Below are 13726 nucleotides of genomic sequence, written 5' to 3'. Positions count from 1 at the left end.
CCTGTCCCTCCGCGACCTCTTCCCCCACCATCATGAGCACGCATCCCATTTTCTCGACCTCCCGCTGGCAGTTCTGGATCGACCGCGGCGGCACCTTCACCGACCTGGTCGGGCGCGACCCCGAGGGCCGCCTGCACACCCTCAAGCTGCTGTCGGAGAACCCCGAGCAGTACCGCGACGCCGCGGTGGAGGGCATCCGCCGGCTGCTGGGCTTGCGGGCCGGCGAACTGGTCACGCCCGAGCGCGTCGAGTGCGTGAAGATGGGCACAACGGTGGCCACCAACGCGCTGCTGGAGCGCAAGGGCGAGCGCACCGTGCTCGTTACCACCGGCGGCTTTCGCGATGCGCTGCGCATCGCCACCCAGGCCCGGCCGCGCCTCTTCGATCGCCGCATCGTGCTGCCCGAGCTGCTCTACGAGCGCGTTATCGAGGCCGACGAGCGCGTGGCGGCCGATGGCGAAGTAGTCCGCCGGCTCGACGAACCCGGCCTGCGCGCCGCGCTGCAGGAGGCCTTCGATGGCGGCCTGCGCGCCTGCGCCATCGTCTTCATGCACGGCTGGCAGCACCGGGCGCACGAGCTGGCGGCCGAGCGCATCGCCCGCGAGGCGGGCTTCACGCAGGTGTCGGTCTCGCACAAGACCAGCCCGCTGATGAAGCTGGTGCCGCGCGGCGACACCACCGTGGTCGATGCCTACCTGAGCCCGATCCTGCGGCGCTACGTGGACCAGGTGGCACAGCAGATGCCGGGCGTGCCGCTCTTCTTCATGCAGAGTTCGGGCGGGCTGACGCAGGCGCAGCGCTTCCAGGGCAAGGACGCGATCCTGTCCGGGCCGGCCGGCGGCATCGTGGGCATGGTGCGCACCGCGCTGGAGGCCGGCCATCCGCGCGTGATCGGCTTCGACATGGGCGGGACCTCGACCGATGTGTCGCACTACGCCGGCGAGTTCGAGCGCTCCTTCGAGACCCACGTGGCCGGGGTGCGCATGCGCGCGCCGATGATGAGCATCCACACGGTGGCGGCGGGCGGCGGCTCGGTGATCGCCTTCGACGGCGCGCGGTTGCGCGTCGGGCCCGAATCGGCGGGGGCCAACCCGGGCCCGGCCAGCTACCGGCGCGGCGGGCCCCTGACCACCACCGATGCCAACGTGCTGCTCGGCAAGATCCAGCCGGCGTATTTCCCGAAGGTCTTCGGGCCCGGCGCCGACGAGCCCCTGGACCTGGAAGCGGCGCGCCGCGGCTTCGGCGCCATGGCGCAGCGCATGAGCGAAGCCAGCGGCCGCGACGTGAGCGCGGAGGAGGTCGCCAGCGGCGCGCTGCGCATCGCGGTGGCCAGCATGGCCAATGCGGTCAAGCGCATCTCGGTGGCGCGCGGCTACGACGTCACGCAGTACACGCTGCAATGCTTCGGCGGCGCGGGCGGCCAGCACGCCTGCCTGGTGGCCGACGCGCTGGGCATGCAGCGCGTCTACCTGCATCCCTTCGCCGGCGTGCTGTCGGCCTTCGGCATGGGGCTGGCAGACCAGTTGGCGATGCGCGAGCGGGCGCTGGAGCGCCGGCTCGATGCCGACGTGCTGGCGGCGGCCCGCAGCACGGCGCTCGCGCTGGCGGACGAAGCCGTCACCGAGTTGCATGCCCAGGGGGCGGCCGGCGCCGGCATCGGGGCCATCCATCGGGTGCAGCTGCGTTACGAGGGCACCGACACCGCGCTGGCCTGCACGCTGCCCCTGGAGGCGCCCCAGGGCGAGGCGCTGGTCGCGCTGCGCAGCGAATTCGAGGCCGCCTACCGCCGCCGTTTCGCCTTCCTCATGCCGGAGCGCGCGCTGGTGATCGAGGCGGTGACGGTGGAGGCCACGGCCGCCGGCGAACGCGCCGCTTCGCCTCTGGACGCCGGCGAAGCCATCCGGCACGCGCCGCAGCCGCATGCCGCGGTCCGCGTCTTTTGCGAGGCCGATGAACAGCCGGCCGGCTGGCGCGATGCGGCGCTGCATCTCGAAAGCGAGCTGCGCCCCGGCGCCGCCATCGACGGCCCGGCCGTCCTCGCAGGCCGCAACGCCACCACCGTGGTCGAGCCGGGCTGGCAGGCACGCGCGACCGCGGCCGGCGTGGAGCTGCACCGCGTGCGTCCGCGCGTGGCCGCGCAGGCCGTGGGCACGCGCGCCGACCCGGTGATGCTCGAGGTGTTCAACAACCTCTTCATGAACATCGCCGAGCAGATGGGCCTGCGGCTGCAGAACACGGCCTACTCGGTGAACATCAAGGAGCGGCTGGACTTCTCCTGCGCGCTGTTCGACATCGAGGGCAACCTGATCGCCAACGCGCCGCACATGCCGGTGCACCTGGGCTCGATGAGCGAATCGATCCGCACCGTGATCGATGGCAACCCGGGCATGAAGCCGGGCGATGTCTACATGCTCAACGACCCTTACAACGGCGGCACGCACCTGCCGGACATCACGGTCGTCTCGCCGGTGTACCTGGCGGCCGGAGACGCTAAGCCCTCGTTCTACGTGGCCTCGCGCGGGCACCACGCGGACGTGGGCGGGATCACGCCGGGCTCGATGCCGCCCTTCTCGAAGACCATCGGCGAGGAGGGCGTGCTGATCGACAACTTCAAGCTGGTCGAAGAGGGCCGCCTCCGCGAGGCTGAGTTGCGCGCGCTGCTCGGCAGCGGGCCGCATCCCTCGCGCAACGTCGAGCAGAACCTCGCCGACCTCCGCGCGCAGATCGCCGCCAACGAGAAGGGCGTGCAGGAGCTGCAGGCGATGGTCGCGCAGTTCGGGCGCGATACCGTGGCCGCCTACATGGGCCACGTGCAGGACAACGCCGAGGAGTCGGTGCGGCGTGCCATCACCGCGCTGAAAGACGGGGAATACACCTTGCCGCTGGACAACGGCGCGCAGATCCGCGTGCGGGTGCAGGTCGATGCGGCCGCACGCGCCGCCACGGTGGACTTCACCGGCACCAGCGCGCAGCTGCCCAACAACTTCAACGCGCCCAGGGCCATCACCATGGCGGCCGTGCTCTACGTCTTCCGCACGCTGGTGGACGATGACATTCCGCTCAACGCCGGCTGCCTGAAGCCCATCCGCGTGGTCGTGCCGCAGGGCTGCATGCTCAACCCCGTGGCGCCGGCGGCGGTGGTGGCGGGCAATGTGGAAACCTCGAGCTGCGTGACCAACGCGCTCTATGGCGCGCTGGGCGTGCTGGCGGCGAGCCAGTGCACGATGAACAACTTCACCTTCGGCGACGGCGAGCACCAGTACTACGAGACCATCTCCGGCGGCTCGGGCGCGGGGCCGGGCTTCGAAGGCACGAGCGTGGTGCAGACGCACATGACCAACTCGCGGCTCACCGATCCGGAGGTGCTGGAGTTCCGCTACCCGGTGCGGCTGGAGAGCTACGCGATCCGCGCCGGTTCGGGCGGGGCAGGGCGCTGGCGCGGCGGCGACGGCGGCGTGCGGCGCATCCGCTTCCTGGCGCCGATGACGGCCTCGATCCTGAGCAACGGCCGCACGCACGGTGCCTTCGGCGGCGCGGGCGGCGAGGCCGGCGCGGTGGGGGATCAACCGGGTCAGATGGGCCGGGGGCGCGGTCGAGTCGCTGGGGCATATCGGGCAGTGATGCAGCACGGCGATGTGTTCAGGATTGAGACGCCGGGGGGGGGGTGGGGCTTGGCTTGAGGGTTCGGGGTTGATGTCCGGGTTTGACGTCCGGGTGGGCCGAGGGCGGTGGGTGGCCGACTCCGTTCATCCCCAGTATCTGCGGCCGCTCCTTACTTCACTGCGTCGTCACCCACCACCCTCGGCCTGATGCTGCGAGGGTGTTCGACGCGGGAGGAACCGACACGCACGCTGGTCTCTGGGCTGACACCGGGTCAGAATGCTGTCGTTTTTTGCACTCGGTCACGGAGGTGCCATGAGATCCGACCCCCACATGCCTCGTCTTGCCGCAGCTTTGCTGGGCGCCGCCGCGCTTGCCGGCTGTGCTTCGATGTCGGAGCCGGGCGTTCCGAGTGCGTCCATGGCGCCACTGCCGAGTGCCATCCAGGCGCCCGCGGGCGAGCGCGCGGCCTTCACCTGGCAGGCCACCGGGTCGCAGGTCTACGAGTGTCGCGCCGCCGAGAAGGGCGGCTGGGCCTGGCAGTTCGTGGCGCCCGAGGCCGATCTCTTCGGCGCCGGCGGGCAGAAGATGGGCACCCACGGCGCCGGTCCGCACTGGACCGCGCTCGACGGCAGCCGAACCATCGGCACGGTGAAGGCGCGCGCCGATGCGCCGCGGGCGGCCGACATCCCCTGGCTGCTGCTGTCCGCGAAGTCGGCCGGCACCGCCGGTCGTATGGACAGCGTCACGAGCGTGCAGCGCATCAACACCGTCGGCGGTGTCGCGCCGGCCAAGGGCTGCGAGGCCCAGGCCGACCAGGGCAGCGCGCGAAGGAGCGCTACAGCGCCGACTACGTGTTCCTGGTGGCGCGCTATACAAGGGGCCTGTCACCGCACGCCTCCGCGGGAGGTTCGGTGCCTCACCCCGCCCCCAGAGGGAGAGGGAGAGGGAGAGGGAGCAAGACGGTGACAAACTTGTTCCTGACGCACGCTCACTCTCCGCGCATGCCGGGCGTGCATCCAACGACGAGCGCTGTGTTGGTAGCGCGAACAGCCCCTCACGCCGATCGGCAACGCCGCTTGCTTCAGGCTGACGGGAGCGAACCCTACATCCCTACGTAGCCCGGCCCGCCGCCCCCTGGGCGTGACCCATACGATGTTCTGCGTCGGGTCCTTGATGTCGCAGGTTTTGCAGTGCCACGCAGTTCGCGCGTTGATCTGCAGCCGCTGCTGGCCGTTCTCGCCGGCCACGAACTCGTACACGCCGGCCGGGCAATAGCGGGCCCGGGCCGGCGTATTCGGGCAGGTTGATTCCGGTGGGCACCGCCGCGTTTCTTCAGCGTCAGGTGCGGGCTGGTTCTCCCGTGGTTGGTGCTGCTGATGAACACCGGGGAGAGCCGGTCGAAGGTGAGCTTGCCGTCCGGCTTCGTACACGATCTTCTGGCGTGCGCGGCCTTCTTGAGCCGCTCGTGGTCGGCCTGGTGGCGGTGCACCGTCCAGGGGATGGGCCGCGCAGCACGTACTCGCTCGATGCCGGTCATCAGCGTGCCCACCGTCAGGCCCTTCTGGAACCACTGCTTGAAGTTGCGCCTTGTTCAGCGCCTGCGGTAGAGCCAGCTCTTCTGGAACGAGGCCGGTAGGCGCTGAGCTTCGTCGTGCTGGCGCCCGGCCATCACCGTCACCGTAGTACGCCTCCGCGGCGAGCATGCCGGTCTTGATGGCGGCGTGGCTGCCCCTGATGCGGCTGGCGTTTCAGGTAGCCGGCGTCGTCGCCCACCAGCGCGCCGCCGGGGAACACCGTCTTGGGCAGTGAGAGCAGCCGCCGGCGGTGATGGCGCGCGCCCTGTAGCTCAGGCGCTTGGGCGCCTTCAGGCCCTGGTCCCGGCCCTCGAAGTACCAGCGGATGTTCGGATGGGTCTCCAGCGCTGGAACCCCTCGAAGGCCCGCGTGCGGTTCTGGTACGTCCAGGCCGATCACGAAGCCGACGATCACCTGGTTGTTCCGGCGTGGTAGAGAAGCTGAGCCGCCGTAGGTGTCGGGCGGCAGCGGCCAGCCCGGCGGTGTGCACGGCCAGGCCGGGCCGTGGCAGGCCGGGTCGTGATCTCCACAGCCCCTGATGCCGATGCCGTAGCTCTGCGGGTCCTGCCGGCGTCGAGCTTGTACTTGGCGATCAGCTGGTGCGCCCAGGTGGCCGCGTGCGGCGCCTCGGCGAAGATGGTGTACTTGGCATGCAGCCCCATGCCGAGCTGGAAGTGCTCGTGGGCCTGCCGTCCCTGCCGATCCCTTATGTTGCCGGTGTGCCACGCCGCGCACCTGCCGTCTCGGTGTAGAGCACTCGGCCGCGGGGAAGCTCGCGAAGATCTCCACGCCCAGGGCCTGGGCCTGTTGCGCCAGCCAGCGCACCACGTTGCCCAGGCTGACGATGAAGTTGCCCTCGTTGGGAAGTTCTGGGCAAAAGGAAGTTGGGTGCGGTAGGCGCCGGTCTCGCTCGAGCATCAGGAAGGTGTCTTGCGTGACCGGCTGGTTGAGCGGGGCGCCCTTGCCTTCCCAGTCGGGCAAGAGCTCGTAGAGCGCGCGTGGTCCATGATGGGCCGGAGAGGATGTGGGCGCCGGGCTCGGAACCCTTTTCGAGCACCACCGAGATGTCCTTGCCGTGCGAGGCCGCCAGCTGCTTGAGGTGGATGGCGGTGGCCAGCCCGCCGGGGCCGGCACCGACCACCACCACGTCGTATTCCATGGCTTCGCGGGGGCCGTACTGGGCGAGGATTTCGTCGTGGGTCATGTGGGGTCTCGTCGATAATGATTTTGGGAGGGTGGCGAGGCGCCGCGAAGGGCCGGGCCATTTTATGCGGCGCCTTATGCTTGTCCGGAATGTCGCTTATCCAAACCAGCAGGGACGGTCTTCATGGCTTACAGCATCGATCTTTCCGGCCGCGTGGCCTTCGTCACTGGCGCATCGAGCGGGCTCGGCGCGCAGTTCGCCAAGACCCTGGCCCGTGCCGGCGCCGCGGTGGTGCTGGCCAGCCGCCATACCGACCGCCTCAAGGAGCTGCGCGCGCGCATCGAGGGCGAGGGCGGTGATGCCCACGTGGTGGAGCTCGACGCGACCGATGTGGACAGCATCAGGGCCGCCGTGGCGCGCGCCGAGACCGAGGTCGGGCCCATCGACATCCTGGTCAACAACTCCGGCGTGAGCACCACCCAGCGGCTGGAGGAGGTGAAGCCGCAGGACTACGACTTCATCTTCGACGCCAACGTGAAGGGCGCCTTCTTCATCGCCCAGGAGGTGGGCAAGCGCATGCTGGCGCGGGCCCGCGGCGCGGCGCCCGGCACGTACATCGGCGGGCGCATCGTCAATATCGCCTCGGTGGGCGCGCTGAAGGTCATCCCCAAGATCGGCGTCTACTGCATGAGCAAGGCCGCCGTGGTGCAGATGACCAAGGCGATGGCGCTCGAATGGGGGCGCTTCGGCATCAACGTCAACGCGCTGTGCCCCGGCTTCATCACGACCGACAACAACGAGGACCATTGGGCCTCCGACGACGGCCAGAAGCTGGTCGGCGGCCTGCCGCGCAAGCGCCTGGGCAAGCCGGAAGACCTCGATGGGCTGATCGTGCTGCTGGCCAGCGGCCAGGGCCACTTCGTCAATGGCGCGGTGATCGCGGCCGACGACGGATACGCGCTCTGAGCCGCGGCGCAGTGATCGGCATCGCGGCCGGCCTGGCCGCGGGTGCGCTGTGGGGCCTGGTGTTCGTGGTGCCGCGCATGGTGGGGCACTTCGGCATGGTCGACATCACGGCGGCGCGCTTCCTGGTCTTCGGCGCGGTCGCGGGCTTGGCGCTGGGGTGGCGGCCGGCCGAGCGGCGCTGGCCCAGCGCGCGCCAGGCCCTCGCCGTGCTCGGACTGAGCGGGCTGGGCTTCAGCGGCTACTACCTGCTGCTGGCCTTTGCCATCGTCGAGGCGGGCACGGAGGTGCCGAGCCTGGTCATCGGCACCATCCCGGTCTGGATGATGTTGCTCGGCCGGCCGGCAGGCTTGCGCATGGCGGGCTTGCTGCCGGGCCTGGCGTTGACTGCGGCCGGGATCGCGCTGATGGTCTGGTCGGCCTGGCCGCAGACCGGCATCGGCGGCGCCGCACGGGCGCACTTCGGGCGGGGCATGCTGCTCGCCGCGCTCGCGATGGCCAGCTGGACCGCCTTCGGCCTGCTCAACGCCGCCTGGCTGAAGCGCCATTCCGAGGTGCATGCGGCCGACTGGACCAACTGGCTGGGCATCGCCACAGGCCTGGGCGCCTTCGTGCTGTGGCTGGCCGCGGGCTCCGACCTGGCGACCCTGCGCGCGCAGCCCGACGGGGCCTTGTTCGTGCTGCTGGCGCTGGCCGGCGGGCTGGGCTCTTCGTGGCTGGCGACCGTGCTGTGGAACATCGCGAGCCAGCGGCTTTCGGCCAGCCTGTGCGGACAGTTGATCGTGAGCGAGACGCTATTTGCCTTGCTCTATTCCTTTTTGTGGGATGGTCGCTGGCCGCATGCGAGCGAGCTTGCGGCGGCGCTGCTGTTTGTTTTGGGCATCCTTGCGTCTATCAAGGCGCATCGGTGAGAGCCAGGGCCTCGGCGCAAAAGCGGCTGAGCCGGAGTCCCGATAGTGGGGCGCGGGGGCGCCCATGCCTCACGCGGCCAAGCGGCCCCGTGCGCGATCAGGTCGTGGTCGTGACGCCAAGGTCGGGCAAGCGGCTAGCCTGCCAGCGATCCAGATAGCGCTCGATCCTGCCCACCACGGCGGACCGGAGCCGCGCGTACTGCGCTTCGGTCAACGAGTAGCCGTGATTCGTCATATGGTTGACGATCCGGTCCACGCCGAGGCGTCCGCTGCCCGGCAATGCAGCCCTGCGCAGGACCAGGGCGAGGCGATCGGCATATTCAGTGGACGCGTTCGCCGTCTCTTTGTTGAGGCGGCGCAGGGCGTTGAAGCTGCCAGGCTCAGCGACGTAGTCCAGCAACTGATTCATCCAGGCCCGCTCGGGCCGCCGGCCGGACGGGCTCCAGCTCTTCATGAATATTTCAACGGCCCAACGCGCCATATGCGCGTGGATCTGCTGATTGCGAGCCACCAGCTGCGCTGCGATGCCGGGCGGCACAGCGCGCTCGAAGTCGGCGGTTAGCGGCCGCAGTTCCAGCAGACACTGGTTGATCTTGTGCGCATCGGCCCATTGCGAGGCACTCATACCAACTCGCGTTCAATAGATTAGATATCATGTAATTCCACGAACTTCAAGGAGTCGTGGATGAAGACATTGATCGTGGGTGATAGGCCGACTGTTGAGCGCCTGGCGGAGCGGCTCAAGCGAGCCGGCAGTCATGCGGAGTACCAGCGCATCCAGTGCGTGCTCATCCGTGCGACGCTGGGCAGTTCAGCCGCGCAGATCGCCGAGTTGCTGGGCTGGTCCACAGCGACGGTGCATGTCTTGCACTCGCGCTGGTCGAAGGAGGGAGATGCCATCTTCGAGCTGCGCGGGCGTGGCGGCAGGCATCACCAACACCTCAGCCCAGAGCAAGAGCAGCAACTTCTGGCGCCATTCGTCAAGCGTGCCGAGGCGGGCGGCATGCTGACGGTGGCGGAGATCCAGCAGGCCTACCAGGAACAACTGGGCAAGCAGGTGGCCCCCTCTACGGTCTACCGGCTTCTGGATCGCCACGGTTGGCGCAAGGTGGTGCCGCGCCCACGGCACCCCAAGGCAGACGTGGCGGCGCAGGCCGCCTTTAAAAAAACTGCGCCGCACGGTACGCCAAGAGGTCGAGCGCCAGGCTGAACGTGGGCGCCAAGTGCGCCTGATGTTCCAGGACGAAGGCCGATTCGGCTTGTTGGGCAGCCCTCGGCGCTGCTGGGCACCTCACGGCACACGCCCGGTGGTCGGTGCGCGACTGGAGCGCAAGTACATCTACGCCTTCAGCGCCGTCAGCCCGCACGACGGCGTGCTGGACAGCCTCGTGCTGCCCTGGGTCAGCGCCGAGACAATGTCGCTGTTCCTGAGCGAGGTCGCGCAGCGCCACGCCGCGGAATTCATCGTGATGGTCATGGATCAAGCAGGCTGGCACATCGCCGGTGATCTCGCCGTGCCGCAGAACATGCGCGTGATCTTCCTGCCCCCGTACAGCCCGGAGCTGAACCCCGCCGAGCACTTGTGGGAGTCGCTGCGCGAGGACTGCTTCGCCAACCACGTCTTCGCCAATCTGGACGCCGTCGAGAGCACCCTGACCAACGGACTCGTCGCCCTCGAATCCAATCCTACGCGAACCCATTCAATGACCGGGTTCAAATGGATAACTTCTATATCTTTGAACGCGAGTTAGTATCAGGCGCGCAAGCTGCTGCTCATCCAGGGCCAGGCTCGTGATGCCCAAGACAGGATCGAAGAGCTTAGGTGCCCAGGTAAACGGAGGTGTCTCGTTTGCCTGGGCGCTCAGCAGCTCGAGGTCCACGAGCCGGCCCTTGTCACCGGCCGCGACGACGGCCTCGCCGAACACATCGACCAGAAACGGACTCGACCGCACATGCAGGCTGCGCACCTTGGCCTGCTCGATCCACATTTGCGCTTGGTAGACCGCAAGCTCGGCATCGAACGCACCCTGCAGCGTGAACTGCTCGATCCATTTGCTGAGCAGGAGTTCGGGCAGGAATCCCTGCGCCAGCTTCACCCGTGGGTCGCCGCCCATCAGGCACAGCCCGCGCAACTTCGTTTTCGCAAGCTCTTGCGCAAGCGATGTCGGCACCACCAACCGCTCTTCGACACCGAAGACGATGCCCAGCGTTCGGATCCCCGGCCCCGGCGGCTGGGTGGCAGCTTTCGAGTCATCGATGTCATCGGTGGACATCGATTCCGGCAGCAATTGCTTGAGCGCGGTCTCGAGGCTTTCGATGTCAAGGTCGCCGCGGATCGTCACCGTGACATCGCACGCGATGCCATAAGACAGGATGCTTCCAAGTATCGGCACCTGCATCTCGATGTCATCGAGATGCACGAGGTTCGAGAAGGCCGGCCAGCGTCGCTGGATCGCCGCCACGACGTCCATGCGATTTGTCTCGCCGCACCAGGCGATACACGCCTGGAAGTCCTCGCGGTGCGGCTCTCTGCCTTGCGCGGCCACTTGCACTGCTTCGCAAGTCTCCGTATGGCCTTCCAGCATCGCTGCGCTGCCAACTCCGGATCGACCGCTTCTTCGGTCGCTTCTTCGATCGCTCCGATGCGCGGCAAAATCCAAACCTCCTTCGACAGCGCTGAGGTGGCAATGCTCGTCAAGCCGTGTCGAAGCGACGAAAGCCGTGGATCGACGAACCACGTCCGCTCCTCGAACTGATGGGTAATCCAGCGCAGGTCCTCGTCAGCCAAGGCCTCTGCCGACCTGATCATCTCGTAAAGCATGCTCTCGACGTCGGGCGCTTTCGTACCGCGGAATTGCGACGTCATCGTTCGCGATGTACTGGCCAAGCTGGCGAGGTCTTTCACTGTAAGGTAGCCCCCCCCCGCGTCACAATAGTTGTCGCCTCGATAGAACCAAGAACCTGGGGGCGGCGATGAAGGACAGTAGTGGCTCGATATGGACAAGCATTCAAGGACAGGGCGGTGGCACGGTTGCTGCCGCCGGAGTGCGCAGCGGTAGAAGTGGTTGCGCGGGAAGTTGGCATTGGAGCGGGAACGCTGGAGCGCTGGCGCGAGGAGGCGCAGTCCAGGCCCGCCCGAGGGCGGGCCTGGACTGCGCGCGCGCGGCTTGAGGCGGTGATCACCACGGCGGCGATGGACGAGGCCGGCAAGAGCGCTTGGTGCCGCGAGCACGGGGTCTACCCCGGAGAGTTGGACAAGTGGCACGCCAGCGCTACGGCAGCGCTGGCCGAACCCGAGGAAGCACGGGCCAGCCCGCAGGCCACGCGACAAGACAGGAAGCGCATCAAGGAGCTCGAACGAGACCTGCTGCGCAAGGACCGGGCCCTGGCCGAGACGGCGGCGCTGCTGGTACTTTCAAAAAAAGTCGCGGCGATCTTCAACAAAGGCGAGGACGAATGATCGGCCTCGAAGATCGCCAGGCGCTGGCCCGAGACATCGACGTTGCCCATGCCGCCGGTGCGCGGCTGCGCACGGCTTGCGCGACCGCAGGTATCGAGTTGCGCACCCTGCAGCGCTGGAAGATCGGTGAGGGCCTCGTGACGGGCGATGGCAGGCCGCAGGCCGTGCGCCCCGTGCCAAGCCATGCCTTGAGCGTTGCCGAGCGTGCGCAGCTGCTTGGCGTGGCCAACGAGCCGCGCTTCGCCGCAGTGCCGCCGGCGCGTATCGTGCCCATGCTGGCCGACGAGGGCATCTACCTGGCCAGCGAGTCCAGCTTCAGCCGCGTGCTGCGTGCGCACGGGCAGAATACCCGCCGTGGCCGCGCCAAGGCGCCCAAGGCCTCGCGCCCGCCCACCACGCACATCGCCACGGCACCACGCGAGGTCTGGTGCTGGGACATGACCTACCTGCCGGCCACCGTGATCGGGCGTTGGTTCCACCTGTACCTGATTCTGGATCTGTACAGCCGCAAGATCGTGGGTTCGGAGGTGCATGACACGGATGACTCCGACCATGCCGCGCATCTGGTGCGTCGCACGGCGCTGGCCGAGAGCATCGCGACACTCGACTCCAAGCCCGTGCTGCATGGCGACAACGGCTCGACGCTCAAGGCCACCACGGTGCTGGCGATGCTCAAATGGTTGGGCGTGAAGCCGTCGTACTCGCGACCCCGCGTGAGCGATGACAACGCCTACGCCGAGGCGCTGTTCCGCACGGCCAAGTACCGTCCGGAATTCCCGTCCAAGGGCTTCGCTGATCTCGAGCAGGCACGCACCTGGGCAGCCGGCTTCGTGCGTTGGTACAACCATGACCATCGCCACAGCGGCATTCGCTACGTCAGCCCGGCCCAACGTCATGCCGGCGACGACCACGCCATCCTGGCCGCTCGCCACGCGCTGTACACCCGCGCTCGTGAGATCAACCCGGCTCGCTGGTCTGGCCGCACTCGCAACTGGTCGCCCATCGGCGCCGTGACGCTCAACCCCGAACGCGACTCGATTGTTCAGACCCATTCGCGAGCATTAGATATACAGCCGCTGGCTGCATAAACCAGGCGACTACTACCTTGACGCGCGCCGCGTCTCGTGTACTTGTTCGCACCCACCTTTTGTTGCAGCGCATTCGCCGATCTGGATCGCCAAGAAGTCGAAAGCCCCATCTCCACCGTGTACGAACCCGATCTTGCGCTGTTCAAAGCAATCGCATTGGCGTAGGCATCTGCCAGTTGACCGCTGATTGAACCGGGATCATGTCGCGCCAGCATCTGGTGCAGGATCCGCCTGCCGAGATCCGGCCAGGCGCCGTCGTGCCATGCGAGCCCGGAGCCCAGGACAACGCACAGAAGCTTTGGATTGACTATCGCTTCCACGATGAATGACGTCTCAAGTTCGCACTTGCCCCCCTTGGGACCTTGCAAGTACAGATGGCGCATCGAAGGGCAATCGGCGATGGCGCGCCCAAGGCCGGCCACCAGACTGCCGGCGCTCACGCGGTCCCACGTTGGAAATTCCAGGCTGAGAGTTGAGATGGCGCACTGCGGGCTCGCAAGACAATGCGCCAGTTCCAGCGCCACGACCGGATCGCCCAACGTGAGCCTCAGAGAGCATTCGATTCGGTTCGACGTCAACGCGGTAATGGCAGAGGCCGTGTCGCCAGCCTGCAGGGATCTCAGATCGACGGTGGCACGAAACGTCGGATACTTGCCCTGTATGCCCGCCACGATGTCGAGGCGCCCGCGCTGCAGGCACCATTTGACGCAGGAGTCGAAGTGCTGCGGCGTGGGCTCCGCTCCATGATGGAGCATATCCAGCGCCGGACATTCCAGCGGCCCCGGCACAGGTTCATTGCCAAGTAGTTCTTGCGCCAGCGACACATGGAGGTCACCATGACGCCTCGGACTGTTCTCAGGAGATGTTTTGGGGGAGAGTTCGGATTGACGTTTCATCACATGGGTCTAAGAGGGGGAAAGCCCATGTCTGTAACATCGGCACCCGCTTGGTTCCGGCGCGCCGAAGGCGCCATCAACGCATAC

Annotated in this window: 9 protein-coding genes and 2 pseudogenes; 7 read left to right on the top strand and 4 right to left on the bottom strand. The window is 67.6% G+C overall.

The annotated features are described in order from the left end of the window. Positions 1 to 32: 32 nt before the first annotated feature. Positions 33 to 3680 carry a hydantoinase B/oxoprolinase family protein gene (locus tag GXN78_RS28310; protein WP_239142954.1) on the top strand — a complete coding sequence of 1216 codons (3648 nt, stop codon included), beginning with the start codon at positions 33 to 35 and terminating at the stop codon, positions 3678 to 3680. A gap of 235 nt (positions 3681 to 3915) precedes the next feature. Beyond that, positions 3916 to 4569, top strand: coding sequence for a DUF3455 domain-containing protein (locus GXN78_RS28305; RefSeq protein WP_239142953.1), 654 nt, complete (start codon positions 3916 to 3918; stop codon positions 4567 to 4569). Positions 4570 to 4705: 136 nt separating this feature from the next. Here the strand turns inward: GXN78_RS28305 and GXN78_RS28300 are convergent. Then, positions 4706 to 6381: pseudogene (locus tag GXN78_RS28300) on the bottom strand (electron transfer flavoprotein-ubiquinone oxidoreductase). A 123-nt stretch (positions 6382 to 6504) separates the two neighbouring features. On the opposite strand from GXN78_RS28300, the gene GXN78_RS28295 reads away from it, so the two are divergent. Further along, positions 6505 to 7287 carry an SDR family oxidoreductase gene (locus GXN78_RS28295; RefSeq protein ID WP_106561486.1) on the top strand — a complete coding sequence of 261 codons (783 nt, stop codon included), beginning with the start codon at positions 6505 to 6507 and terminating at the stop codon, positions 7285 to 7287. 20 nt (positions 7288 to 7307) lie between these two features. After that, complete coding sequence (locus tag GXN78_RS28290; protein ID WP_239142968.1) at positions 7308 to 8195, top strand: DMT family transporter; 888 nt, start codon at positions 7308 to 7310, stop codon at positions 8193 to 8195. Positions 8196 to 8292: 97 nt separating this feature from the next. Here GXN78_RS28290 and GXN78_RS28285 read toward each other — a convergent pair whose 3' ends face one another. Then, complete coding sequence (locus GXN78_RS28285) at positions 8293 to 8820, bottom strand: hypothetical protein (RefSeq protein WP_106561485.1); 528 nt, start codon at positions 8818 to 8820, stop codon at positions 8293 to 8295. A 60-nt stretch (positions 8821 to 8880) separates the two neighbouring features. Here GXN78_RS28285 and GXN78_RS28280 point away from each other — a divergent pair, with 60 nt between their 5' ends. Together GXN78_RS28280 and GXN78_RS28275 are read left to right on the top strand one after the other, a co-directional pair. Further along, positions 8881 to 9405 (top strand): winged helix-turn-helix domain-containing protein, encoded by a 525-nt coding sequence (locus tag GXN78_RS28280; protein ID WP_146163252.1) that lies wholly within the window; start codon positions 8881 to 8883, stop codon positions 9403 to 9405. After that, positions 9362 to 9946: pseudogene (locus GXN78_RS28275) on the top strand (IS630 family transposase); the annotation flags it as partial. The gene GXN78_RS28280 and the pseudogene GXN78_RS28275, both read left to right, overlap by 44 nt. Here the strand turns inward: GXN78_RS28275 and GXN78_RS28270 are convergent. Beyond that, entirely contained in the window at positions 9896 to 10780 is an 885-nt protein-coding gene (locus GXN78_RS28270) for a hypothetical protein (protein WP_106561514.1), read from the bottom strand. The pseudogene GXN78_RS28275 and the gene GXN78_RS28270 overlap by 51 nt on opposite strands. 401 nt (positions 10781 to 11181) lie before the next feature. On the opposite strand from GXN78_RS28270, the gene GXN78_RS28265 reads away from it, so the two are divergent. Continuing rightward, a protein-coding gene (locus tag GXN78_RS28265) for an IS3 family transposase (protein ID WP_106561507.1) occupies positions 11182 to 12743 on the top strand; the annotation gives its coding sequence in 2 pieces (ribosomal slippage) (positions 11182 to 11620 and positions 11620 to 12743; 1563 coding nt in all). Here GXN78_RS28265 and GXN78_RS28260 read toward each other — a convergent pair. Beyond that, entirely contained in the window at positions 12698 to 13639 is a 942-nt protein-coding gene (locus tag GXN78_RS28260) for a hypothetical protein (protein ID WP_146163225.1), read from the bottom strand. The two genes, GXN78_RS28265 and GXN78_RS28260, sit on opposite strands and share 46 nt — an antisense overlap. Positions 13640 to 13726: the final 87 nt, after the last annotated feature.

Origin of the sequence: Variovorax sp. WS11 (assembly GCF_010499245.1) — a bacterium.
Classification (GTDB): domain Bacteria; phylum Pseudomonadota; class Gammaproteobacteria; order Burkholderiales; family Burkholderiaceae_C; genus Variovorax.
This window is presented reverse-complemented; position numbering and strand designations above follow the sequence as displayed.